This is a genomic window from Alkalidesulfovibrio alkalitolerans DSM 16529, from assembly GCF_000422245.1.
GTDB classification, from domain to species: domain Bacteria; phylum Desulfobacterota; class Desulfovibrionia; order Desulfovibrionales; family Desulfovibrionaceae; genus Alkalidesulfovibrio; species Alkalidesulfovibrio alkalitolerans.
This window is the reverse complement of sequence record NZ_ATHI01000026.1, coordinates 57,762-80,753: the sequence shown is the minus strand read 5'-3', so window position 1 is coordinate 80,753 and position 22,992 is coordinate 57,762. Positions and strand designations below refer to the sequence as shown.

The window sequence follows — 22,992 nt, the reverse complement described above, 5'->3', positions numbered from 1 at the left end:
GTGGAAAAGAACAGAGTCATCCTGGCCACGGTCCTTTCGTTCATCGTCATCATTGGATGGACCTATCTCTTTCCGCCGCCGCCCCCCCAGCAGGCCCCTGCAACAGCACCCGCCACGACGCAGACCGTCCAGCCCATCGAGGGCGCGGCCCAACCCCTGATTCCCGGCGTTCCAGTGCCCGGCGCGCCCGAGTTCACGGGCACCATCGCCACGGGCGAGCGCATAACCGTGACCACGCCGCTGTTCACGGCCCGCCTGAACGCGCAAGGCGGCCTGCTCGAAAACTTCACGCTGTCCGAATTCCGCGAGACCATTCAACCCGGCTCCGCGAACATCAACCTTGTCTCCTCCGCCGCCATGCAAAAGGCCCCCATGGGCCTGATCTGGTCCGGCCAGCCCACCTGGATGGCCGAAGGCTGGTCCTTCGAAGGTTCGGACCTGAACCTCGCCTCCGGCGAGGAAGGTATGCTGCGCTTCGCCCTCGAGTTCGCCGGGCTCAGGCTCCTGCGTGAGTTAACCTTCTCGGGCGACAGCTATCTGGTGCGCGAGACCGTGCGCGTGCAAAGCCTGGGTGACCAGGCCGCCGTGGGCCGCCTGGCCTTCACCATGGCCTCCACCGGACTTTCCAGCAAGGGAGACTCCTACAACCCCACGCGCATGGAGTGGTTCTCCCTGGGCAAGCTCCACGAGGAAGGCGACATCTCCGACCTGGCCCAGGGCATAGTCGCCTCCGAGGCGCTTTCCTGGGGCGGCCTGTCCAGCAACTACTTCTTGGTGGCCCTGGCCCCGACCTTCGAGGGCGCGGTCTTCAAGGGCAAGTACGAGGAGGACATCTACCGCATGGCCGTCGAGAAGGACGGCATTGTGGCCGCTCCCGGCGTGGACGGCGTGGCGGAGGTGGCCTATTACTTCGGCCCCAAGTCTCCGAAGCTGCTCGCCCCGGCGGGCTTCGAACTGGACAAGTCCGTGAACTATGGCATGTTCAGCTTCATCGCCGAGCCGCTGCTGTGGCTGCTCGACTTCTTCCACGGCATGGTCGGCAACTGGGGCGTGGCCATCATTCTGCTGACCGTGGTCATCAAGATCGTCTTCTGGCCGCTTTCGCACAAGAGCTACAAGTCCATGCTGCAGATGAAAAAACTGCAGCCCATGATGATGAAGATCCGCGAGAAGCACGCGGACGACCGCCAGAAGATGAACCAGGAAATCATGCAGCTCTACAAGACCTACAAGGTCAACCCCCTGGGCGGCTGTCTGCCCATGCTGCTGCAGATCCCCGTCTTCTTCGGATTGTATCAGGCGTTGTTGTTGTCCACTGAACTGCGTCACGCGGCGTTCATCTCGCACATCCCCTTCACCGACATCATCTGGCTGGCCGACCTTTCGGCCAAGGACCCCTTCTACATCACGCCGCTGATCATGGGCGCGAGCATGTTCCTGCAGCAAAAGATGGCCCCCGCGCCGGGCGATCCCGTCCAGGCGAAGATCATGCTCTTCATGCCCATCATCTTCACCGCGCTCTTCCTTTCGTTCCCCTCGGGACTGGTCATCTACTGGCTGGTGAACAACGTCCTTTCCATCTTCCAGCAGTGGTTGATGATGCGCAAGGCGTGAGCAGTTCGGACTCCACCGGAATCGCACTAAGGAGCCGACCACATGAGCGACTACAAGGAATTCACGGGCAAGACACTCGATGAGGCCATCGAGGCGGCCTGTTCGCACTTCAGCCTCGAACGGGGCAAGCTCGAAATCGAGATCGTCAGCGGCGGCTCGTCGGGTATCTTCGGCCTGGTGGGCAAGAAGAAGGCCATGGTCAAGGCCAGGCCCCGCACCGCGCCCGCCATGGGCGGCCAGGGCCGCGCCGAGCCCCAGGGACGGCAGGGCGGCAAGCCGAAGACCGACAAGCCCGAACCGAAGAAAGCCGAGCAGGCGCAGGTCGAAAGATCTCCGGCTCCAGCGGAGCCCGAACGCCCCAAGGCTCAGGCCGAAAAGCCCGTTCCCCAGCAGGCTGCTCCCTCGGACGACGTCGAGGATTACGACGAGTTCGACGAGGAGGCCGACGAGATCAACTACAACCGCGCCCCGGACGACGAGGAGCGGCCCCTGGACGACAAGGCCCTGGAGGCTTTGATCACCGAGGCCGTGCAGCGCCTGATCGAACCCATAGTCGGACCGCAGGAGTTGGAGATCATCCAGACCCGCGACCGCATCAAGGTCATCATCCTGGGCGAGGAATCGGCCGGGCTGCTCATCGGCCGCGAGGGCCAGACCATCAACGCGCTGCAGTACCTCGTCAGCCGCATCGTGGCCAAGCAGCGCCCCGACGAACAGATCAAGATCCAGCTCGACGCGGGGCAGTATCGCGAGCGCCAGGACGACAAGCTGCGCCAGATGGCCCTGTACCTGGCCGACAAGGCCCGCCAGCTCGGCCGCGCGCAGAGCACCAAGCCCCTGTCCTCTTACCACCGCCGGGTGGTGCACCTGGCCTTGCAGAGCGACGCGGGCATCAGCACCCGCTCCAAGGGCGAAGGTCCGCTCAAGCGCGTGCTCATCATGCCGCGCCGCGAGCGCGGCCAGCCGCGCCAGTAGGCGTTTTGAGCGTCCGGAGCGCCGCCATGTGCGCTCCGGACGCCCGCCGCCTTGCAACGCGGGAGGACGCTTTCATGTCCCGCACCACAATCCCCGAACTTCTCCCAGACGACGCTTGCGGCACCGACTGTCCTGGCAGGCACGAGCACGCGCCCGTGTCCGGATCGTCATCCGAGGACACCATCGCGGCCATCGCCACCGCGCCCGGCAGCGCGGCCATCGGCATCGTGCGCCTCGCTGGCCCCGGCTGCGCAGCCATCCTTTCGGCCGTGTTCCGACCGCTCTCCCCAAGCTTCTCGGGCTTTTCGCCCTTCAGGCTGCACCACGGCGAACTGCTCGATGTCTCGGGCAGGCCGCTGGACGATGTGCTGGCCGTGTTCATGCCCGGACCGGGCACTTTCTGTGGCCAGGACATGGCCGAACTGCACTGCCACGGGAGCCCGGCCGTGCTGGCCGAGGCCCTGACTGCCTGCTGCGCGCACGGAGCGCGGCCTGCCGAGCCGGGCGAATTCAGCAAGCGCGCCTTCCTGGCCGGTCGCCTCGACCTCTCCCAGGCCGAGGCCGTGGCCGAGCTCGCGGCCGCGCCCACGGCCGACGCGGCCCGGCTGGCGCGCGAAAAACTCTCTGGCGCGCTCTCCACGGCCGTTTCGGCCCTGCGCGAACGGCTGGCCGATCTGCGGGCCAGGGCCTGCCTGGCCATCGACTTTCCCGACGAGGACGTGGAATGCCTGCCGCCCGGCGAATTCCGAGCCGAGGCGCTGGCCGTGAAGGACGAATTGGCGAGTCTTGCGGCCAACTTCGCGCGCGGCCGCCTGGCGCGCGAAGGCGCGCTGGCCGTCCTGGCGGGCCCTGTCAACGCGGGCAAATCGAGCCTCATGAATGCCCTGCTCGGCCGCGAGCGGGCCATCGTCTCGGATGCTCCGGGCACAACCCGCGACTACCTTGAGGAGCCGCTGTCGCTGGATGGTCTTCTGGTGCGCCTTGTGGACACGGCCGGGCTACGCGAGACCGAGGACCACGTGGAGCTCGTGGGCGTGCGCAAAAGCCGCGAGTTGCTGCAACGCGCCGATCTCGTGCTGCTGGTGGTGGACGGCTCACGGCCGCTTGGCGCGGCCGAGGTCGCGCTGTGTCGCGAGGTGCCGCGCGAGCGGCTTTTGGCCTGCGTGAACAAGGCCGATCTTTCGCCCTGCGCGGACGATCCATTGCCCCGTCTGACGGAGTCGGGCGTTTTGGCCGTGCGCGTGGCCGCGTCCACGGGCCTTGGGCTTGACGAGCTTTCGCGGTCTGCGCGCGAGCGGCTGTTGGCCGCGCTGCCGCCCGACGAGGGACGTCCCGCGCCCAACCTGCGCCAGCAGCGCTGCCTGACGCGCGCGGCCGCCGAACTCGACGAGCTGGTCCGGGCCGTGGACCAGGGGCTGCCCTACGACCTTCTGGGCCTGCACCTGGAGCATGCCTGCGACGCTCTGGACGAGATCACCGGCCGCCTGACGGCCGAGGACGTCCTGAACCGCGTCTTCGCGGACTTTTGCATCGGCAAGTAGCCGCACGCACAGCGCCGCGCCACAGGCCGTTCAAAACGCGCCGTATGCAACGCCGCAGATGGGGCTTTCGGGACGGTCCGTCAGATCACCTTGAATTCGCGCCAGCGGCCCGACGTCCAACGCCGCCTGAAGACTGTGCCCAGGACCAGCACGTAGACCGCCAATATCCCCCACAGGGTGTACGCGCCAAGTCCCAGAACCTCCACGGCCAGGAGTCCCGGCAGGATCATCACGCAGACCGCGGCCACGGCAATGACCGTCATGACGTAGAAGACGTCGCCCGCGCCCTTGAGCGCGCCGAAGGAGACGATGGCCACGGCGTCCACGAGCGAATAGAAGGCCACGAAGAGCAGCATGTTCCTGGCGAGCGCCGCCGTGGCCGGGTCCGCGCCCGGCTCGCCGAACAAGGAGAGAAGCGGCCCCGGCACGAGCACGTAGAGCGCCGCCATGCCCCCCATCCATATGAGCGCGAGATGAGTCGCGCTGTCCGTGGCGTAGGCCCCCTCGTCGGGCCTGCCCGCGCCGATGGCCTGGCCGACCATGGTGCTCACGGCGATGGATATGCCGATCATGGGCAGGAAGGCGAGTTGGTTGAGCGCCAGGGCGAGGTTGCTCGCGGCCAGTTCCACCGCGCCCACGCGGCCGAGCATCAGGCTGAAGAAGGTGATGGCGAAGAGATCCAGGAAGAACTGCACGCCGCCGGGCGTGCCATAGCGCAGAAGATTCGCCATGAGTTTCGGCTTGAGCGCGAAACCCGAGCGCACGCGCCACTGCCGTTCGTTGGCAGCTCGAAAGATGAGCGCAACGTAAACCGCGCCGATGGCTCCCCAGGAGAGCACCGTGGCCAGCCCCGCACCCGCGATGCCCATCTCCGGGAAGGGCCCCAGGCCGAAGATGAGGCAGGCATTGAGCGGCACGTTCAGACTCATGCCGCAGAAATTGACGACCATCACCGTGCGCGTCAGCCCCCGGCCAGTGAAGAACGAGGCCAGGCAGCTCTCCAGCGCGAAAACACCGCCGCCCCACATCAGGATCGCGAAGTAGGTCTCCTCCAGGGCGCGCACCTCGGGCGGGTGATCCGCCAACCCGAACAGCCACGGCCCGATGAAGGACAGTCCGATGAGCGCGGCCCAGGCGAAAAGGGCAAGCCAGATGCCCTGCCACAGCGCTGGGCCGACCTCCTCGTGCCTGCCCGCGCCGGTGTACTGGGCCACGAAGACGTTGACGTAGGACACGAGCCCGATGAAGAAGCAGGTGAAGAGGAAGGCAGCGATGCCCGCGGGCATGGATGCGGCCAGGGCGTCCAGCGAATGGTGGGCCAGGAAAACCCGGTCCGTGAAATGCATAACGGTCACGGAACCGAGGCTGGCGACGAGGGGTAGGCCGATGCGCAGGACATCGCGGTAACCGCCCGGGGCGGCGTATCTGGCAAGCATGAGATTCTCCGGCCGTGTAAACGGCGTTCATGATCGAAGGAGGGAGTCTATGCACGACATCGCGGGCAATGGCAAGCATGTCTATCTCCACTGACAAAAAAACACCGACCCCGGAATGCATTGCCCAGGCTATTCGTAAGCGGAGGGCGATCGCCCATCCGCTTTCTTGATCGCGCCAGAACGCGTGATGCTGATGTGCGAGCTGAGCTTTGCCTTTGCAACGCATTTAATGATAAGATATATTATTTCATGAAGGAGTTTGCCCATGAGCATGAAGGACGCATACATAAAGAAGCTTGAGGCCCAGTTGCGCGAGTGGAGCGCCGAGATCGACAAGCTCAAGGCCAAGGCAGACAAGGCGACCGCCGAAGCGCAGATCAAGCATCACAAGCAGATCCAGGAGCTTCGCTCGATGCAGGCGCAGGCGCTGGAAAAGATGGAGGAGATCAAGAAGGCGCGCGGCGACGCCTGGGAGGATTTGAAAGATGGAGCCGAGAAAGCGTGGAGCACGCTGGGAACGGCCCTGAAGTCTGCGGCATCACGATTCAAGTGAGTGATTTCTGTTCAACTCGCCACCAGTGCGTCAGCCAGATTCCCACGCCTCGCGCAACAGATCGTTTGAAAGGCGTCTTCGAGGCAATGCAGCGAACGGCGTCTTTTCAGCGACCTGCTAAAAGACGACGGCTTCGAACCAGTATATGCGGGTAGCGGGGTCGCGCCAGCAATCCGGCGGCAGGCCCGCCTTGCGGCAGGTCTGAGCCAGGAAGGTCTCGCGGTCCCAGCCGTATTCCGTGGCCACCTGGGGCAAAAGCAGGCCCGAACAATTGCCGCGCGAGATCAGAAGACCGTGGCGGCCGGGCTCGATGCGCGCGGGGTCCGGGCAGGGCGTGAGCGGCGAGAGGATGGAGATGTCGATGTCCAACTCCTCGGCCTCGGCGGCCGTGAGCGGCATGAAACGCGGATCGTGGAACGCCGCCTGGCGGGCCATGGCGTAGACCGTCTCGTAGACCGGCCTGTCGCCCACGACGTGGCCGATGCAGCCACGCAGGCAACCCTTGATCTTCAGGGTCACGAAGGCCCCGAGGTGCGCCTGAAGCGTCTGGCTGGACGGCGGCGGGGGCCCCTCGCCGACCACGTCGTCCCCGCCACAAAGGCAACGCAGGATGGAGAGTCGTGCGAGGTCCAGGAGGTAGGTCTTCTCCTCGTCCGAGAGCGAAAAGCGAAAGCCCGAGTCGTCGTGTCCGGTCATGCGGCCGCCTTTTGATCCGGGCGCGCGGGCGGCCCCCCCCTCGATCTCCCGTCGTCAGAAGCCCGGTTCCAGGGGGGGGTTTACCATGGCCCCTGAGGGCAGGGCAACGGTCGGGGCCTGACCCTCGTTTGCGAGCAGCACCTTGCGACCGCTCACCGTGAGTCGGCCCTGGGCCAGCCATTGCAGCGCCTGGGGGTAGATGCGGTGTTCGAGTTCGAGGATGCGCGCGCCCAGGCTCTTGCCGTCGTCGCCGGGGTAGGCGGGCACCACGGCCTGGATGATGATCGGCCCGTTGTCCATCTTCTCGTCCACGAAGTGCACGGTGCAGCCGGAGAAGCGCACCCCGTAGTCGGCCGCGTCGCGCTGCCCGTGCACGCCGGGAAAGGACGGCAGGAGCGCGGGGTGGATGTTCACCACCCGGCCGGGGAACGCGGACAGAAAGCGTGGCGTGACCATGCGCATGAAGCCCGCCATGGCCACGGTGTCCGCGCCGTGTTCGCGGATCAGGCGCACCATCTCCGCGTCGAATGCCTCGCGGTCGGGAAAGCTTCCGTGCTCCAGGCACAGGGCTGGGACGCCGTGTTTTCTCGCCCGCTCAAGGCCGTAGGCCTGGGGCTTGTTCGAGAGGACGAGGCGCAGGCGCGCATCGAGCGCGCCGGACTCGATCCGATCGATGACGGCCTGCAGGTTCGAACCCGAGCCGGAGACGAGAACCGCGAGATCGAGCGTCATGCGCGCCGCCTACGACACAGAGGCCATGAGGGCCTCGATCAGGCCGGGGATGGTGTATTCCTCGGCCTCCACGTCCGGCGTGTAGCCGAAGCGCGAGAGTGTCTTCGCGGTCACCGGGCCGATACAGGCCAGTTTGACCCGTTCCCGGTAGGGCGCGAAGGTTTCGGGCGGGATGCGCGCAAAAAAGTTCTCCACCGTGGAGGACGAGGTGAAGGTCACGAACTGGATTTCGCCCTTGTCCAACCCTTTCAGGACCGGCTCGGGATCGGCCTTTGTCAGGCGCGTCTCGTAGACCGGGGCGATTGTGACCTCGGCTCCGGCCTCGGCCAGCTTCTCGGGCAGCACCTCGCGCGCCACCTGGGCGCGGGGGATGAGCACGCGCGCGCCGGAAACGCCCATGGCGAGCAGCCCCTCCACCACGTCCTCGGCCACGTAGCGCTCGGGCACGAAATCGGGGCGGATGCCCCGCGCGCACAGGGCCTGGGCCGTGGCCGGGCCGATGGCCGCGACCTTGGCCGTGGCCAGGGCGCGCGCGTCAAGGCCCGCCTCGTCGAGGATGTCCCAAAAGCGCAGCACGCCGTTGACCGAGGTGAAGACCAGCCAGTCGTAGTCGGCCAGACGGCCCACGGCCTCGCGGGCCAGACTGTCGTCCTCGACCGGCGCGATCTCGATGGTCGGAAATTCGATGCAGCAGGCGCCGAGTTCGCGCAGCCCGGCCGAAAGGTCCGAAGCCTGTTCGCGGGCGCGGGTCACGACCACGCCGACGCCCAGAAGCGGCTTCATCTCGTACCAGTCCAGGCTGTCCTTGAGCGAGCAGACCTCGCCCACGATGATCAGGGAGGGGGCCTTGTAGCCCAGGGCCTCGGCGTCGCTGGCCACGTTGGCGAGCGTGGAGACGAAGCTCTTCTGACGGCAGGTGGTGCCCCAGTGCACCAAGGCGCAGGGCATGTCGGACCGCATGCCGTGGGCGACGAGTTGGCTGGCGATGGTCGGCAGGTTCTTCACGCCCATGAAGAAGATCAGGGTCGCGCCCGAGGAGGCGTGCGCGGCCCAGTTGATGGCCGAATCCTCCTTGGTGGGATCCTCGTGGCCGGTGATGAAGGATACGGACGAGGCGAAACGGCGGTGCGTGATGGGAATGCCCGCATAGGCCGGGGCGGCCACGGCGCTGGTCACGCCGGGCACGACCTCGAAGGCCACGCCCGCCTCGACGAGTTCCTCGGCCTCTTCCGCGCCGCGCCCGAAGACATAAGGGTCGCCGCCCTTGAGGCGGACGATGATCCGTCCCTCCTCCTCCAGGGCCTTCTCCACGAGCAGGGCGTTGATGCCTTCCTGCGGCAGCGTGTGGTCGCCGCCCTTCTTGCCCACATAGATGATCTCGCAATCGGGGCTTGCGTAGTCGAGAAATTCCTTGTTCGCCAGATAGTCGTAGACCAGGATGTCGGCCCGTTCGATCAGTTCCTTGGCGCGCAGGGTGATGAGGCCGGGATCGCCGGGCCCCGCGCCCACGAGATAGACGATGCTCATGCGTGGCTTCCTTCGGTAATGATGCGCCTTTCGCGGCGTGCGTGAAAGTGCCATGGCCTTACAGGGTTCGGGCGAAATGTGCAACGCCGCACGGCGCGCGCCGCCGTTGACGCCAGGCGCGGGGTGCTTATGATCCCTGGATGAAAACGATATGCATGGCCCTTGTCCTGGCGCTGTTGGTACCCTTTTGGCCGGGCTCGGTCTCGGCGTCTGTCGAGGACGCCCAGCGCGAACGCTGGTTCCAGCCCGGCGAGCGTTTCGAATACAACGTGCGCTGGGGCATCTTCAACGTCGGCCGGGCGGTCATCGAGGTTCTCGAACCGCGCGAGTTGGACGGCAGGCCCGCGCGCGGCTTTCGCATGACCGCGCGCACCAACTCCTTCGCCGACGCCTTCTACAAGGTCCGCGACGTGAACGAGTCCTGGACCGATCCGGACGTGGAAGGCTCCTACCTCTACATCACGGACATCAGCGAAGGCTCGTACCGCCGCGACTTCGAGCTTCGCTTCTTCGCGCACAACGGAACGGCCGAACTGTGGAGCCGCGAGACCGGCCTGCACAAGAACACGGTGCGCATCTACCCCGGCACCCTGGACCCGCTCTCGGTGCTCTTCGCCTTCCGCGCGCATCCCGCGCCACTTACGGTGGGCACGGTCATCCGCCAAGCCGTGACGGACGGCAAGAAGTACGTCCTGGGGCAGGCCACGGTGGTTGCGCGCGAGACGGTCAAGACGCCCGCTGGCGAGTTCGACGCCTTCTGCGTGGTGCCCGACATCCGCGACCTGGGCGGAGTCTTCGCCAAGAGCCCGGATGCGGCGTTGCTCATCTGGGTGACGGCCGACGAACGCCGCCTGCCGGTGATGGTCAAATCGAAGGTGCTGGTGGGCTACTTCACGGCCGAACTAGTCGATTACCGGGAATAGCCGCGCCGGGCCCGAACGCGGCCAGGGCGCGGGCGAGGTCGTCTTCTTCCACAGGCTTGACCACGTGGTCGTTCATGCCCGCAGCCAAAAAGCGCTCCCTGTCGCCGCTCGCGGCATGGGCCGTCAGCGCCAGGATGGGAACGTCCGCCCGTCCGGCCTTTCCGGCCCGAATGGCCTGGGTGGCCTGGATGCCGTCCATGCCGGGCATCTGCACGTCCATGAGCACCACATCCACGTCTTCGACCGCAAGCGCGTCGAGCGCCTCCTGTCCCGACCAGACGGGCAAAACCTCGTGCCCGCGCTTCTCCAGAAGCCTTCGCAGCGCCAAATTGTTCACCCGGCTATCGTCGGCAAGGAGAAGACGCATGGGCGGCAGATCGGCCAGACTCGACGACTCTTTGTGCTGTCCGGCATGGTCGGGGGAACGCGCTGCACTTTCGGCCGGAAACTCCTCTGCCCGAACGTCTGCCTGAAGCTCACTCCCTTCCCGGAGCGGCAGGCGGACCGTGAACGTCGTCCCGGTCCCAGGCTCGCTTTCAAGCTCGATGTCGCCCCCCATGGCGTCGCACAGGCGACGCACGATGGCCAGCCCAAGCCCAGTACCCCCGTGCTTTCTGCCCGGCCCGCCATCCGCCTGTACGAACGGCTCGAAGATGCTCTCTTGCTGGGCCTTGGGGATGCCCGGCCCGGTGTCGGAGACCGTCAGGCGCAGGATGATCCGCCCATCGTCGGCGATCCCGTCCTTCTCCGCCCGGATCGCTATCCGACCCTGTTCGGTGAACTTCGCTGAGTTGCCCGCGAGATTGAAGATGATCTGCCGGATGCGTAGCGGATCGCCGTGCAGCGTCTCCGGCAGGGTGGGGTCGATTTCAAGCGAGAAGTCGATGCCGCGCTGTCTGGCTTGGTGCGCGAAGACGTCCCGTATCTCCCCGAGGAAGGGCTTGAGCGCGAAGTCGGACTCCTCGATGGGCATGCGCCCGGACTCGATGCGGGAAAGATCGAGGATGTCGTTGAGAATGTGTAGGAGCCCCCGGCTGGAGGCGGTCGCCAAGCGGACGTACTCGCGCTGCTCCGGATCGAGGCGCGTGGCGTCGAGCAGCTTGAGCAGGTTCATGACGCCGGAGAGCGGCGTGCGGACCTCGTGGCTGACGTTGGCCAGAAACATGCCTTTGGCTTGGTTGGCCCGTTCAGCCGCGTCCCTGGCCGAGGTCAGTTCCTCCTCGCGTTGCTTGAGTTCCCGGAAAAGCAGCGCGAAGGGCTTGGTCAGGCCGGTTTCGATGAGCGCCCTGTAGACCAGATAGACGGCCGCGACCTTGAGCAGGTGCCCGGCGATGTTGGATATGCCGTACACGCTGACGTAGAAGGTAAAGAACAGCTCCGAGGCGGCCGTAAGCAGGATGGAGGCCGCGAGAAGCTCGAAGACCTGCTGGTCGAAGGAGAAACGCACCCGCCACAAAAGCCCCGCCGACAGCAGCATGGCCGATAAAAGCAGATATTCCATGTTCTTCTTGAACGGCGTGAGCCCTTGCCCTTCCACAAAACAGTCCGGGAAGACGCCGGTGAAGATGACCCCAAGGAGCGCCACGGTCACGACCGCGAAGGCCAGGAAGGTGCTTTTCGCGTGGACCCGCCGGGTCACGGCGAACGGCAGGGCCAAAAGACCCAGGGTCTGGACGATTCGGCCCGCGATCCAAAGCTGCGTGGGCAGGTTGGATCCGCCCCAGGTCATGTACCCCATACCCTTGTAGGCGAGGGTGTGCAGCACGTCCACGAAGCCGGCGAAAGCCAGTGAAATGCCAATGACCAGCAATCCGCCGTTGGACATCATGCCCCGGGTGTTCCAAGCAAGCAGAAAGACGGCCAGGCAGACGGCGGCGGAGAAGAGCTCGGTCAGGGCGTGGAAGAGGAGGAAGTCGAAATGGCCCAGCGCCACCAGCACGCCCATGACGACGAGGCCCGCCGTGGCCAGAAACGCGGGCTGCGCAGCCCAACGGCCATGATGTTCGGAGGTCTTCTCGAAATGCTCCAAAAGACGCCGCATGTTCCCGCCCGATCTGCTTTTACGAAAAAGTGGACAAACCGTATCTGGAAACGAACACACAGGGCAACCCCATTTTTTCGGGGTAATCCCCCAACTGCAGAGAGTTTCAGCGTGGTCCGAGGTTGCTGGCAGATTCCGTTTCCCAGGCCGCTGAAAAGACATCGGATGCAAGGCGCAAAAAAGCGCCGGGCCCGACGTGCATCAAAAAATACACGAGGGATCGGCGCTTTCTCAGCAACGCCGCAGACGGCGTCTTTTCAGCGGCCTGGGCCGTTTAGTCGAACAGCTTCAGATACTCGCCGTAACCCTCGCGCTCCATCTCCTCGCGCGGCACGAAGCGTAGCGCGGCCGAGTTGATGCAGTAGCGAAGCCCGGTGGGCGCGGGGCCGTCGTCGAAGACGTGGCCCAGATGCGAATCCGCGCGGCGGCTGCGCACTTCGGTGCGGATCATGAACAGCCTCCTGTCCGTGCGCTCGACCACATTGTCCTTGTCCAGCGGTTGCCAGAAGCTCGGCCAGCCCGTGCCGGAATCGAACTTGTGCACCGAGGCGAAGAGAGGCTCGCCCGAGACCACGTCCACGTAGATGCCCTCACGGTGATTGTCGAAATATTCGTTGCGGAACGGCGGTTCCGTGCCGTCCTCCTGCGTGACCTTGTACTGCATGGGCGTAAGGCGCTTTTTCAGTTCGTCCTTGTCGGGCTTCACGAAATCCCTCCACGATCCCTTCTTTTTGCCTTCGGCCGGGCTCATGACGACCGGCGCGCCGAGATCCGCGAAGGGTTTATCGCCCCAATGGCCGCGCATGAACCGGTCGCGGCCCGAAAAATCGCGGTACTGCGAGTAACGGCCCGGATTGGTCTTGTAGAAGTTCTGGTGATAGTCCTCGGCGGGATAGAAAGTTTCGAGCTTGCGGATGGCCGTGGCGATGGGCTTCCTGAACTTGCCCGAGGCTTCGAGCCGCTTGCGCGAGGCCTCGGCCACGGCCAGTTCCTCGGCGTCGGCGTAGAAGATGGCCGTGGTGTACTGCTCGCCCCGGTCCGGGAACTGCCCGCCCGCGTCCGTGGGATCGATCATGCGCCAAAACGCCTCCACCAATTCCGCGTAGGAGATGCGCTGCGGATCGTAGAACACGCGCACGCTCTCCAGGTGCCCGGTCTCGCCAGTGCCCACCTGTTCGTAAGTGGGATAGGGAGTGGCGCCGCCCGCGTAGCCCGACTCGACCTCGTACACGCCCGGCAGCTTTTCGAAGTCCGCCTCGGTGCACCAGAAGCAGCCACCCGCGAAAACCGCGCTCTTGGCGTCCTGTGGAACCTTGCCTTCCGCCGCCAGGGCCGCTCCCGCCAGCCCCAGGCAGACCGCCGCGCAGACCGCGCCGAAAATGGAAACACTCATGCCCCACCTCGCTTGCAGGATTCTCGTTTCCGCAATACCACACTTCGGGCCGCGCTGGCGAGACGTGCGCGAGATTTTCTCGCCTTGCCCGCGATTGCAAACCAGGATAGTCGGAAATACCGGGCGGGGCCGTGGCAGGCCCGGTCCGGATCATGCCGCACCGCCCCAGGCCGCGCGGCGGCAACACCCCATATCGTCCAGGAGCTTTCCCATGCGCTACAGACTGAAACGCGAATCCACGGCCGCGGGCGTCGGCTTCTTCTCCGCCGTTCCGGGCGGCGTCACCAATCCCGGCCAGGCCATCGCCTACGTCAAGAAGCACCCCGACGACGAGTTCATGCGCCGCTTCCTCCTGAAGATGCTCGGCCACGTGGGGCCGGAAGAATTTTACGGCTTGTGCGAGCGGGCCGTGCGCGAGGACCCGCCCGAGTTCCAGGCGCTGCTCTACGAGGCCTGCCTCATGCACCCCGACTACGCGCAGTTCCGGCCGCTCTTCGAGAGCGTGGACCTTGCCGCCCTGGCCCGGCTCACGCCGCTTCCGCTCATCGCCGCGAGCCTTCTGCCCGACCGCGACGACCACCGCTGCTGGCTCAGGCTGGTGGAGGACAACGTCACCTCGCACGAGCCCTTCCCCCGCGCCATCGCCGCCGATCTGCCGCAGGTGGTGGACGACGAGGCCCTGGCCAGGGCGCTTTCTCCGGCCGCGACCGTGGCCCAGGTCTTTGCCGAGCGCTACGGCGCGGGCCTGCCCCAGGCGGCCTCGCTGCCCTCGGCCGAGGAGGTGCACCGCATGGCCTTAGAGCGGCTCACGCGGCTCGACGTGTACGCCGACGTGGAGCAGCGGCACACGGCCTCGCTCTCGCCCATCGCGCTCATGCGGCGCTGGAACATGGACGTGCACGTGCAAAACGGCCGCCTGGACTACCATATGGAGGGCGTGCAGATCAGCTACGGCAAGGGTCTGAGCCTGGACGTGGCCCGCGCCTCGCTGAACATGGAGATCGCCGAGCGCGTGAGCAGCTACGCGAGCTTCGGCGCTGACGGCGTGCTCGGCCGCACGCGGCCCTATCCGCTGGAAATCGGCGGCCGCGAGGAGTTGGCCGCAGAGGGCTTGGAGACGCTCGACCTGAGCGCCATGAGCCCGGACGCGCCCTATGCGGGCCAGATGCTCTACTGGATGCAGGGCCAGGCCCCGGACGGCCGCGCCGTGTACGTGCCGCCGCAACTCGTCTTCCTCTTCTGCAACCTGGACGAGCCCACGCTCTACGCCTCGCTCGACTCCACGGGCCTGGCCTCGGGCGTGACCATGCCGCAGGCGCGCGCCGCCGCCCTGTGCGAGGTCTTGGAGCGCGACGCGGAATCCTTGGGCCTGTACGACCCCGCGCGCTGTTTTCGGCTCACGGCCCGCGACCCGGCCCTGGCCAAGCTTCTGGCCGACCACGAGGCCCAGGGCGCGCACGTCGTATTCCAGGACATCGCCACGGAGTTCGGCGTGCCCTGCTACAAGGCCTTCGTGGTCCTGGAGGACGGCAGCGTGACGCGCGGCACGGCCTGTTCCCTGAACGGACAAAAGGCCGCGCTCTCGGCGCTTCTGGAGACCATGCACCCCTACCCCGGCGGCCCGGCCACCAAGCCCTGGCCCGAGGGCCTGCCCGAAATCGCCTGGGAGGACCTGCCCAACTACGCCACGGGCCACCCGGACCACGACCTCGCCCTGCTCGAAGAGACCCTGGCGCGCAGCGGCTACGAGCCCATCTACGTGGACCTCACGCGCGCGGACCTGGAGATTCCCGTGGCCAAGTGCTTCGTGCCGGGGCTCGAACTGGCCCCGGACTTCAGCTCCGCGCGGCGCGTGAGCCCGCGCCTGATGTCCCGCATCAAGGGGCTCGTGGGGATTTGAACGAGAGACGGGCGGGGGCGCGCAAAGTGCCCCCGCTCACGAATATCGCGGTGGAATCAAAAAATAATTGGCACTACAAAAAATTTTATACAAGCTTACATGTTCGCCACAAAGTGAATCCTAAACAAAGACATGATGCGAGCAATGAAAAAATATGATAAAAATAAAAAAAACCACACCTTTGACAACAGATACAATCTCGCTTTTAGCTAAAGTAACGGTCTCACTCGGCCTCGCAGTTGTTGTTATATATCTTTTTCGCATTAAACACTTTCCTACATCGATTGCCATTGGTGACTCTTTTATTTTTGCTACCAGTTCTTTTTCATTTGCAATTATCTACTTACTTCTCTCTATCCCGATAGTCGTAACGGCACATTTTGCGGCCAGGTTTTTCCTTGGAATCTTCAACAGGATAGCAAACAAAGAACTATTTCTACGCAAAACAATATCAACATTCGCTTCTCATTCCCTTGCTTTCTCCCCCTATTTTCTTCTCCTTCTCACAAATTCCTATTTTCTATATGATTATATAGGCGATATATCGACAATATTTTTAGTCATGTTTATATTGTTCATTATTTTATTGCACAAAACAAATACAAACATGGAAAATAAGCATATATTTTGTGTTTTAATACTTCTTCTCCCCGCCCTAGTTTCATTGAGGCTGACAGGATATATTATTGATAGATCAATGGAGTTGACGGGCATCCGAAAAGATAATGTCACATTCCATCTAGATGAACGAACAAGAGAAAGTATTTGCAAAATAGATAGCAATATTTCATGCAATGAAAATACATTTTTTGGAAAAATTCTATTCAAAATGGGAAATGAATACGTTATCGAACTTTCAGGGAAAAAATTTGTGATCTACCCAGACTCTATCGCATTCCTTTATGAATAATAAAAAATACTTAATAAATCATGATGAGAAGAAAGAATTGAAATATTATTTACAAACTTACCGAATATAAACCCTAGAAAGACTCACGTCACAAGAATATCGTCAGCAGTTCGCGATGTTCACGGCCAGGCCGCCGCGCGAGGTCTCCTTGTACTTGGCGCACATGTCCCGCCCGGTCTCCAGCATCGTCTTCAGCGCCTCGTCCAGCCCCACCTTGTGGTGCGCGGGCAACGCCACCGAGGCGATGACGTAGGCCGCATACGCCTTCACCGCGCCCATGGCGTTACGCTCGATGCATGGGATCTGCACGTAGCCGCCCACCGGGTCGCAGGTCATGCCCAGATGATGCTCAAGCGCGATCTCGGCCGCGTTCTCCACGGCCCGCGCGCCAAGCCCCATGCCCTGCGCGAGCATGGCCGCGGCCATGGCCGAGGCCACGCCGATCTCCGCCTGACACCCGGCCTCCGCGCCCGCGATGGTGGCGTTGGAAATGGCCAGAAAGCCCACCGCGGCCGCCGCCAGCAATCCCTCGCGAATGGACTGCTCGGACAACCCGAGACGGCCGCGCATGACGTGGGCCACGGCCGGAACCACCCCGGCCGCGCCGCAGGTGGGCGCTGTGACGACGACGTGCCCGGCCGCGTTCTCCTCGGCCGTGGCGAAGGCGCAGGCGCACAACTCGGCGATGAAACGGTCGGCCTCGCGCTGCTTGCTCCCTGAACGGGTGAGCAGCGTCCTGGCCTTGCGATGCAGCCCAAGCGCGCCCGGCAAGACGCCCTCGGCCGCGAGGCCGTTTCGCACCGAGGCCTCCATGACCCCGAGCACCGTGTCCAGCCCGGCCATGACCTCCACCTCGGACGCGCCGGTCACGGCGCTCTCGTTCTCCAGCATCAGCCGGGCCAGCCCTGGGCCGTAAGTGTCGAGTTGCTCGCGCAGGCCGCGCATGGTCGCGTAGGGGTATTGCGGCTCGCCGCGCGCGGGCGGCTCAAACCCCTTCCATTGCACGAACCCGCCGCCCACGGAATAATACTCCTTCTCGAAGAGGCCGTGGCCTCCGGCGTCGAGAAGGCGAAAGGCCAGCGTGTTCGGGTGGGGGATGTCGCGGCGCTCGGTGTCGAAGATCACGGACGTAGGGGAAAACGTGAGTCGGGCCGGGCCGATGGCGATCTCGCGCACCCGGTCGGGATCGGCGGCCAGATCGTCCAGGAACTCGGGCGGGCAGTTCTCCGGCTCCATGCCCAAGAGCCCCGCGAGCACCGCCCTGACCGTGCCGTGCCCCCGGCCCGTGGCGGCCAGGCTGCCGAAGAGGCTGACCTCGATCCGCGCCGCGCGGGAAAGCGTCTCGTCACCGAGGCGCGCGGCCTCGGCGCTGAAGTCGCGCGCCGCGCGCATGGGGCCGATGGTGTGCGAGCTGGACGGCCCAGGGCCGATCTTGAAGAGGTCGAAGATGCTGAGCCTGATGCCGTTCATGCGCGCCTCCGCGTGTGGGGCAATGGGACATGCCTTGCCGAAAGCCCGTGCGATGTCAACGTGTCCATCAGGCCGTGAGCAGCAGCCGGGCCAGTTCTTCCAGGGGGCCTTGCAGGCGCGCGTGCAGCCCGCCGCCCGCCTGCCTGATGCCCTGGGGCGGGCCGAAGAGCGCGGCGCGGCGGTCTGAAAGGCCGGTCACGGCGGGCGCGCCGGGCGAATGCGAGAGCGTCATGTCCAGCCGTTCGGCCAGAAGGTAGCCGGTCACGGCGCGGCCGTAGAGATCGAGGTCGCGGGCGAAATCATCGGCCCTTGCGGCCCAAAAGCGCCGCGCCTCGTGGCCGGGTTCGCGGGCCTGGACCGCGCGCACCAGGGTGCGCAGGGCGTTCAGTTGCAGGCCCGGCAACCCTCGCCGCCAGCCGATGAGCCAGGGCGTGCGCTCGAAGAGCAGGAAGTGCTCCTGACCGAGCCGGACCAGTTCCTCCACGACGCGCCACGCCCGGGCCAGCACCGGATCGTCCCAAAGCACGGGCTCGGCGGCCACGTCCCAGGCCGGGACAGCCAGGGACGACGCCTGGAGCGACGCGTCATCGCGGCCAAGCAGGCGCGAGAGGATGTGCGCGAGCCAGCGGTTGGCCTCGGGCGCGCCTGGCGTCTCCAGATGGGCGTAGGAGAGCACATAGCTGCCCTCGCCCACTTGGCCGCGCACCAGGCACGGCTGGCCTTGCATGAAGCTCGGCCAGAGCGTGAGGCCGTATTCCGCCTGCCAGTCGTCGAAGGCCGAGACCGGCAGGTTGTCCAGGCGGATGTCCGCCACCCACAGTTCGGAACCGGGACCGCCGTAGCGGGCCAGGACGGTCACGCCGTCGTCCTCGCGGGGCGCGAAGCGGCCCGGCCACCAGACCGGAAACTCGGGCTCGGGAGCGCCCTCGCCAGCCGGGGTCGGCGCGAAGGCGTCCGGCTCGCCCGGCAGGACGCGCATGAAGCCCGAGACGAGGTGCTGCATGCGCGAGGTGAAGGGCTTGCGGCACCAGGGGCACAAGGAAAGGCTCGACTCGCCGTCCGTGAGCCCAAGCCCCGCGCCTCCGCAAAAACCGAGGTAGCCGCCGCCCCCCGCAACGAAGGATCGCACCTCGCCAAGGCCCCGTTGCCCAAGGGCACGCGCCTTGGCCCTGGCGTTGCCGCCGGGAACGATGAGAACCCTGGGCGGTTGCTCGCGCAACAGCCCCTCGCCGATTTCGGCCCCGGTGACGAGGCGCGCGGGCAGCTCGAAGGCCGAAAGCGCCCGCCGCAGCATCAGGCCCCACAGATGGACGTCGTCCCACAACACGCAGATATCGGCCATGCCCGTCTTGGTAGCACCGGGCGGGCGGGCTGATCAAGACAAAGCCAAACATGACGCGTTTTCGCGGCCCCTGGGGCTTTGTTGCGCGCCGTGCGGCCCTGGTGTACAAGCAGGCCCTCCATCGCCAGACCCCCCAAGGAGTTCAGATCACATGGCCGAATCCACCCTGCCCAAGGGCTACGAGCCCGCCGATGTCGAAGCCCGCTGGGGCGCGCACTGGGAACAGGAGAAGACCTTCACGCCCGATCCCGACGGACCGGGCGAGCCGTTCTCCGTCGTCATCCCGCCGCCCAACGTCACCGGCGCGCTGCACATGGGCCATGCCCTGAACGAGACCGTGCAGGACATGATCTGCCGCCACCAACGCCAAAAGGGCAAAAAGGTGCTCTGGCTGCCCGGCACGGACCACGCGGGCATCGCCACGCAAAACGTGGTCGAGCGCAAGCTCAAGGCCGAGGGCAAGAGCCGTCACGACCTGGGCCGCGAAAAATTTCTCGAAGAAGTCTGGAAGTGGAAAGAGGAGTACGGCGGCCGCATCACCAACCAGATTCGCCGCCTGGGCAGTTCCGTGGACTGGACGCGCGAGCGCTTCACCATGGACGAGGGGCTGTCGCGCGCCGTGCGCGAGGTCTTCGTCTCGCTCTACGAGCAGGGGCTCATCTATCGCGGCGAGTACATCATCAACTGGTGCACCCGCTGCCACACCGCCCTGGCCGACGACGAGGTGGAATACGCGCCGCACAAGGGACGCCTCTACAAGATCCGCTACCCCCTGGCCGACGGCTCGGGCGAGGTCGTGGTGGCCACGGTCCGGCCCGAAACCATGCTCGGCGACACGGCCGTGGCCGTGCATCCAGAGGATGAACGCTACCAGGCGCTGATCGGCAAGGAAGTCATCCTGCCGCTCACGGGCCGCCGCATCCCGATCATTGCCGACGCCTACGTGGAACGCGAATTCGGCACCGGCTGCCTGAAGGTCACGCCCGCGCACGACATGAACGACTGGGACCTGGGCAAAAAGCACGGGCTGGCCGTGATCAAGGTCATCGACGACCGCGGCGACATGACCGCCGAGGCCGGGTCTGCCTATCAGGGCATGTCCGCGGCCGCCTGCCGCGAGAAGGTCGCGGCCGACCTCGACGCCCAGGGGCTTTTGGCCGCGATCGAGGATTACGAACACAAGATCAGCCAGTGCTACCGCTGCGCCACGACCATCGAGCCGCACGTCTCCATGCAGTGGTTCGTGGCCGTGAAGACCCTGGCCGAGCGGGCGCGCAAGGCCGTGGAGATGGGCGAGACGAAAATCCATCCGCCCTCCTGGGAAAAGACGTATTTCAACTGGCTGGACAACATCCGCGACTGGTGCATCTCGCGCCAGCTCTGGTGGGGGCACCGCATCCCGGTCTGGTACTGCGCCGACTGCGGCGCGACCATTTGTTCGCGCGCTAACCCGGACCACTGTGCCTGCGGAGGCGCGCTGCGCCAGGACGAGGACGTGCTCGACACATGGTTCTCCTCAGCCCTGTGGCCCTTCTCGACCATGGGCTGGCCCGAGAAAACGCGCGATCTGGCCGTGTTCTACCCCACCTCGGTGCTGGTCACGGCCTTCGACATCCTCTTCTTCTGGGTCGCCCGGATGATGATGATGGGCCTGCACTTCATGGACAAGGCGCCGTTTCGCGACGTGTACATCCATGCCCTGGTGCGCGACGAGGACGGCAAGAAGATGTCCAAGTCCACGGGCAACGTCATCGACCCCCTGCTGATGATCGACAAGTACGGCTGCGACGCGCTGCGCTTCACCCTGGCCGCGTTCGCGGCCATGGGCCGCGACATACGCATGTCCGAGGCGCGCATCGAGGGCTACCGCCACTTCGTGAACAAACTGTGGAACGCGGCCCGCTTCGCGCTCATGAACCTCGACGGCGAGCCGAAGGAGGCCTCCCCCGCCGCGGCCACGGGCCTGCACCACCGCTACATCCTCTCGCGCCTGGAGACGGTCAAGGCCGAGGTGGACCAGGCCATGACCACATACCACTTCAACGACGCCGCCCAGACGCTCTACGGCTTCGTCTGGCGCGAGTTCTGCGACTGGTATCTGGAGATGATCAAGCTGGACATGCAGACCGGCTCGGACCAGGAGAAGGAGGCCGCGCGCCGCGTGCTCCTGACCGTGCTGGCCGAGACGCTGACGCTTCTGCACCCCATCATGCCCTTCGTGACCCAGGAGATATGGTCGCACCTGCCCGGCGCGGCCCCCTCCAACCTGGCCACCGCGCCCTTCCCGGCCGCGCGGCCCGAGTGCGCCGATCCCGCGGCCGAGGCCCGCATGAAGCTCGTGCAGGAGATCATCGTGGGCATCCGCAACATCCGGGGCGAGCTCAACATCGCGCCGTCCCTGGAGCTTTCCGCGCTCATGCGCTGCGAGGACGAATCCGCCCTGGCCGTGATCCGCGACAACGCCGAGCATATCCGGCGATTGGCGCGCGTGGGCGCGATCGAGGCCGGGCCGGACGTTCGCGCGCCCAAGGCCTCGGCCGCCGTGGTGGCGGGCGGGGTCGAGATCCGGGTGCCGCTCGAAGGCGCGGTGAACTTCGCGGACGAGCTTGCCCGCCTGGACAAGGAGCTGGGCAAGATCGAAAAGGACTACACCGTGGTCCAGAAGAAGCTGAACAACGACGGCTTCTTGGCCAACGCCCCGGCCGACGTGGTGCAAAAGGAACGCGAAAAGCTGACCGCCATGGACGAGAAGCGCGACAAGCTCAATGCGCTGCGCGAGCGCCTCGTGAGCGTGATGGGGTGAAGCGCAAGTCGCTCTGAACGCAAAAAAGGCGCGACGGTTGCCGTCGCGCCTTTTTTCGCGCCCAAATCCAGGCTGGCCGCCAGTAGGCACCTGAAGAATACCGCTTCGCAGACTGTTCGAAAAGCGCCAGATGCAAGGCGCACAAAAGCGCCGGGGCCGACGTGTATTCGCATACACGAAGGTCCGGCGCTTTTGCGACAGTGCCGAGATGGTGCTTTCGGGACAGTCTACTAGTCTTTCAGCGCATCATGTACCCAGTCCAGCGCAGCGGCCACGTTGGGGAAGCCGATGGTCGAGGTCAGGCTGATGATGGCATGCTCGATCTCCTCGCGCGTGGCCCCGGCCTCCAGCGCCCTGCGGGCGTGGCTTTGCACCGAGCCCGTGGAATAGGCGGCGGCCGCGCCCGCGAGTTGCACCAAGCGCACGGTCTTGGAGTCCAGCGGGCCCATCTCCTGCACGGTCTTGCCCAGGGCCTGCACGGCCTCCATCAGAGCCGGATGGCGTTCGTTGAGACGACGGTAATGCTTGGGAAGCTTTTCGCTGTGTTTGGCTGCCATGGCATGCTCCTTTTTCTTTCACATGTAGACCAAAAGTCGCAAAGCAGCTAGAGAGATCGTAAAAACGATTTTCGAGGGAATCCATGGACGAAGGACGCCCGGTGTCCGCCTCGCGCTTCACGCTCTCGCGCGTCATGGAACCGCAGGACGCAAACCCCTTCGGCAGCGTGCACGGCGGCGTGCTGATGAAGTATATGGACGTGGCTGCGGGAGTGGCTGCCATGCGTCACTGCCGCATGAACGCGGTCACGGCCTCCATCGACCGCATGGATTTCCACCAGCCTGTGTCCGTGGGCGAACTGGTGACGTTTCGGGCCAGCGTCAACGGCGTGGGCAAGACCTCGCTTGAATGCGGCGTGCGGGCCGAGGCCGAGGACCTGCTCACGGGCGAGACGCGCCACGTGGCCACGGCCTTCCTGACCTTCGTGGCCCTCGACTCCGAGGGCCGCCCCACAATCGTGCCGCCGCTCATCCCCGAGACGGCCGAGGACGAACGGCGCTCACGCGAGGCGGCCTGGCGGCGCGACGCCCGCACCCGGCGCGCCAAGATCTGAGCGATCATGCCGCAAAGTGCGGGAT

At 65.2% G+C, this 22,992-nt stretch carries 18 protein-coding genes; 9 read left to right on the top strand and 9 right to left on the bottom strand.

Annotated elements, in window-relative coordinates:
* From yidC to mnmE, 3 genes are all read left to right on the top strand, one after another.
* The gene (yidC, locus tag DSAT_RS07880) at nucleotides 1-1,614 is read left to right on the top strand and encodes a membrane protein insertase YidC (RefSeq protein WP_020886962.1); all 1,614 of its coding nucleotides are present in this window, start codon (nucleotides 1-3) and stop codon (nucleotides 1,612-1,614) included.
* A gap of 42 nt (nucleotides 1,615-1,656) precedes the next feature.
* Nucleotides 1,657-2,589, top strand: a complete 933-nt coding sequence (gene jag, locus DSAT_RS07875; RefSeq protein ID WP_020886961.1) for an RNA-binding cell elongation regulator Jag/EloR — start codon at nucleotides 1,657-1,659, stop codon at nucleotides 2,587-2,589.
* Nucleotides 2,590-2,663: 74 nt separating this feature from the next.
* Complete coding sequence (gene mnmE, locus DSAT_RS07870) at nucleotides 2,664-4,130, top strand: tRNA uridine-5-carboxymethylaminomethyl(34) synthesis GTPase MnmE (protein WP_020886960.1); 1,467 nt, start codon at nucleotides 2,664-2,666, stop codon at nucleotides 4,128-4,130.
* An 80-nt stretch (nucleotides 4,131-4,210) separates the two neighbouring features.
* On the opposite strand, the gene DSAT_RS07865 is transcribed toward mnmE, so the two are convergent.
* Complete coding sequence (locus DSAT_RS07865; protein WP_020886959.1) at nucleotides 4,211-5,566, bottom strand: MATE family efflux transporter; 1,356 nt, start codon at nucleotides 5,564-5,566, stop codon at nucleotides 4,211-4,213.
* 265 nt (nucleotides 5,567-5,831) lie between these two features.
* Here DSAT_RS07865 and DSAT_RS07860 point away from each other — a divergent pair, with 265 nt between their 5' ends.
* Nucleotides 5,832-6,119 carry a sll1863 family stress response protein gene (locus DSAT_RS07860; protein ID WP_020886958.1) on the top strand — a complete coding sequence of 96 codons (288 nt, stop codon included), beginning with the start codon at nucleotides 5,832-5,834 and terminating at the stop codon, nucleotides 6,117-6,119.
* Between the two features lie 117 nt (nucleotides 6,120-6,236).
* On the opposite strand, the gene amrA is transcribed toward DSAT_RS07860, so the two are convergent.
* Genes amrA through cobA form a run of 3 tightly spaced genes read right to left on the bottom strand, consistent with a single transcriptional unit; the run spans nucleotide 6,237 to nucleotide 9,074 of the window.
* A complete protein-coding gene (gene amrA / locus DSAT_RS07855; protein ID WP_020886957.1) occupies nucleotides 6,237-6,815 on the bottom strand; it encodes an AmmeMemoRadiSam system protein A in 579 nt (192 codons plus the stop codon).
* Between the two features lie 54 nt (nucleotides 6,816-6,869).
* On the bottom strand, nucleotides 6,870-7,547 hold the full coding sequence (gene purN / locus DSAT_RS07850; RefSeq protein WP_020886956.1) for a phosphoribosylglycinamide formyltransferase: 678 nt from the start codon (nucleotides 7,545-7,547) through the stop codon (nucleotides 6,870-6,872).
* Nucleotides 7,548-7,556: 9 nt separating this feature from the next.
* Nucleotides 7,557-9,074 (bottom strand): uroporphyrinogen-III C-methyltransferase, encoded by a 1,518-nt coding sequence (gene cobA, locus DSAT_RS07845; RefSeq protein ID WP_020886955.1) that lies wholly within the window; start codon nucleotides 9,072-9,074, stop codon nucleotides 7,557-7,559.
* A 140-nt stretch (nucleotides 9,075-9,214) separates the two neighbouring features.
* Here cobA and DSAT_RS07840 point away from each other — a divergent pair, with 140 nt between their 5' ends.
* On the top strand, nucleotides 9,215-9,997 hold the full coding sequence (locus DSAT_RS07840) for a DUF3108 domain-containing protein (RefSeq protein WP_152490268.1): 783 nt from the start codon (nucleotides 9,215-9,217) through the stop codon (nucleotides 9,995-9,997).
* Here the strand turns inward: DSAT_RS07840 and DSAT_RS14845 are convergent.
* Both DSAT_RS14845 and msrB read right to left on the bottom strand, forming a co-directional pair.
* Nucleotides 9,966-12,038, bottom strand: coding sequence for an MASE3 domain-containing protein (locus DSAT_RS14845; protein ID WP_020886953.1), 2,073 nt, complete (start codon nucleotides 12,036-12,038; stop codon nucleotides 9,966-9,968). The two genes, DSAT_RS07840 and DSAT_RS14845, sit on opposite strands and share 32 nt — an antisense overlap.
* Before the next feature lie 274 nt (nucleotides 12,039-12,312).
* Nucleotides 12,313-13,431 carry a peptide-methionine (R)-S-oxide reductase MsrB gene (msrB, locus tag DSAT_RS07830; RefSeq protein ID WP_020886952.1) on the bottom strand — a complete coding sequence of 373 codons (1,119 nt, stop codon included), beginning with the start codon at nucleotides 13,429-13,431 and terminating at the stop codon, nucleotides 12,313-12,315.
* A 211-nt stretch (nucleotides 13,432-13,642) separates the two neighbouring features.
* Between msrB and DSAT_RS07825 the strand changes: the two genes are divergently transcribed.
* On the top strand, nucleotides 13,643-15,331 hold the full coding sequence (locus tag DSAT_RS07825; RefSeq protein WP_020886951.1) for a YcaO-like family protein: 1,689 nt from the start codon (nucleotides 13,643-13,645) through the stop codon (nucleotides 15,329-15,331).
* 154 nt (nucleotides 15,332-15,485) lie between these two features.
* Nucleotides 15,486-16,241 (top strand): hypothetical protein, encoded by a 756-nt coding sequence (locus tag DSAT_RS15380; protein ID WP_020886950.1) that lies wholly within the window; start codon nucleotides 15,486-15,488, stop codon nucleotides 16,239-16,241.
* 102 nt (nucleotides 16,242-16,343) lie between these two features.
* Here DSAT_RS15380 and DSAT_RS07820 read toward each other — a convergent pair whose 3' ends face one another.
* Both DSAT_RS07820 and DSAT_RS07815 read right to left on the bottom strand, forming a co-directional pair.
* Nucleotides 16,344-17,711, bottom strand: a complete 1,368-nt coding sequence (locus tag DSAT_RS07820; RefSeq protein ID WP_020886949.1) for an L-serine ammonia-lyase — start codon at nucleotides 17,709-17,711, stop codon at nucleotides 16,344-16,346.
* 67 nt (nucleotides 17,712-17,778) lie between these two features.
* On the bottom strand, nucleotides 17,779-19,053 hold the full coding sequence (locus tag DSAT_RS07815) for a hypothetical protein (RefSeq protein ID WP_020886948.1): 1,275 nt from the start codon (nucleotides 19,051-19,053) through the stop codon (nucleotides 17,779-17,781).
* Between the two features lie 151 nt (nucleotides 19,054-19,204).
* Here DSAT_RS07815 and DSAT_RS07810 point away from each other — a divergent pair, with 151 nt between their 5' ends.
* Nucleotides 19,205-21,856: a valine--tRNA ligase gene (locus tag DSAT_RS07810; RefSeq protein WP_020886947.1), complete on the top strand. Its 2,652-nt coding sequence runs from the start codon at nucleotides 19,205-19,207 to the stop codon at nucleotides 21,854-21,856.
* 230 nt (nucleotides 21,857-22,086) lie between these two features.
* Here the strand turns inward: DSAT_RS07810 and DSAT_RS07805 are convergent, their stop codons facing one another.
* Entirely contained in the window at nucleotides 22,087-22,413 is a 327-nt protein-coding gene (locus DSAT_RS07805; protein ID WP_020886946.1) for a carboxymuconolactone decarboxylase family protein, read from the bottom strand.
* A gap of 83 nt (nucleotides 22,414-22,496) precedes the next feature.
* Between DSAT_RS07805 and DSAT_RS07800 the strand changes: the two genes are divergently transcribed.
* A complete protein-coding gene (locus DSAT_RS07800; protein ID WP_020886945.1) occupies nucleotides 22,497-22,967 on the top strand; it encodes an acyl-CoA thioesterase in 471 nt (156 codons plus the stop codon).
* Nucleotides 22,968-22,992: the final 25 nt, after the last annotated feature.

What these genes read in the sequence shown, in the direction of transcription:
- jag (WP_020886961.1), top strand. Translation starts at nt 1,657, where the DNA reads ATGAGCGACTACAAGGAATTCACGGGCAAGACACTCGATGAGGCCATC.
- mnmE (WP_020886960.1), top strand. Translation starts at nt 2,664, where the DNA reads ATGTCCCGCACCACAATCCCCGAACTTCTCCCAGACGACGCTTGCGGC.
- DSAT_RS07865 (WP_020886959.1), bottom strand. Translation starts at nt 5,566, where the DNA reads ATGCTTGCCAGATACGCCGCCCCGGGCGGTTACCGCGATGTCCTGCGC.
- DSAT_RS07860 (WP_020886958.1), top strand. Translation starts at nt 5,832, where the DNA reads ATGAGCATGAAGGACGCATACATAAAGAAGCTTGAGGCCCAGTTGCGC.
- amrA (WP_020886957.1), bottom strand. Translation starts at nt 6,815, where the DNA reads ATGACCGGACACGACGACTCGGGCTTTCGCTTTTCGCTCTCGGACGAG.
- purN (WP_020886956.1), bottom strand. Translation starts at nt 7,547, where the DNA reads ATGACGCTCGATCTCGCGGTTCTCGTCTCCGGCTCGGGTTCGAACCTG.
- cobA (WP_020886955.1), bottom strand. Translation starts at nt 9,074, where the DNA reads ATGAGCATCGTCTATCTCGTGGGCGCGGGGCCCGGCGATCCCGGCCTC.
- DSAT_RS07840 (WP_152490268.1), top strand. Translation starts at nt 9,215, where the DNA reads ATGAAAACGATATGCATGGCCCTTGTCCTGGCGCTGTTGGTACCCTTT.
- DSAT_RS14845 (WP_020886953.1), bottom strand. Translation starts at nt 12,038, where the DNA reads ATGCGGCGTCTTTTGGAGCATTTCGAGAAGACCTCCGAACATCATGGC.
- msrB (WP_020886952.1), bottom strand. Translation starts at nt 13,431, where the DNA reads ATGAGTGTTTCCATTTTCGGCGCGGTCTGCGCGGCGGTCTGCCTGGGG.
- DSAT_RS07825 (WP_020886951.1), top strand. Translation starts at nt 13,643, where the DNA reads ATGCGCTACAGACTGAAACGCGAATCCACGGCCGCGGGCGTCGGCTTC.
- DSAT_RS15380 (WP_020886950.1), top strand. Translation starts at nt 15,486, where the DNA reads ATGATAAAAATAAAAAAAACCACACCTTTGACAACAGATACAATCTCG.
- DSAT_RS07820 (WP_020886949.1), bottom strand. Translation starts at nt 17,711, where the DNA reads ATGAACGGCATCAGGCTCAGCATCTTCGACCTCTTCAAGATCGGCCCT.
- DSAT_RS07815 (WP_020886948.1), bottom strand. Translation starts at nt 19,053, where the DNA reads ATGGCCGATATCTGCGTGTTGTGGGACGACGTCCATCTGTGGGGCCTG.
- DSAT_RS07810 (WP_020886947.1), top strand. Translation starts at nt 19,205, where the DNA reads ATGGCCGAATCCACCCTGCCCAAGGGCTACGAGCCCGCCGATGTCGAA.
- DSAT_RS07805 (WP_020886946.1), bottom strand. Translation starts at nt 22,413, where the DNA reads ATGGCAGCCAAACACAGCGAAAAGCTTCCCAAGCATTACCGTCGTCTC.
- DSAT_RS07800 (WP_020886945.1), top strand. Translation starts at nt 22,497, where the DNA reads ATGGACGAAGGACGCCCGGTGTCCGCCTCGCGCTTCACGCTCTCGCGC.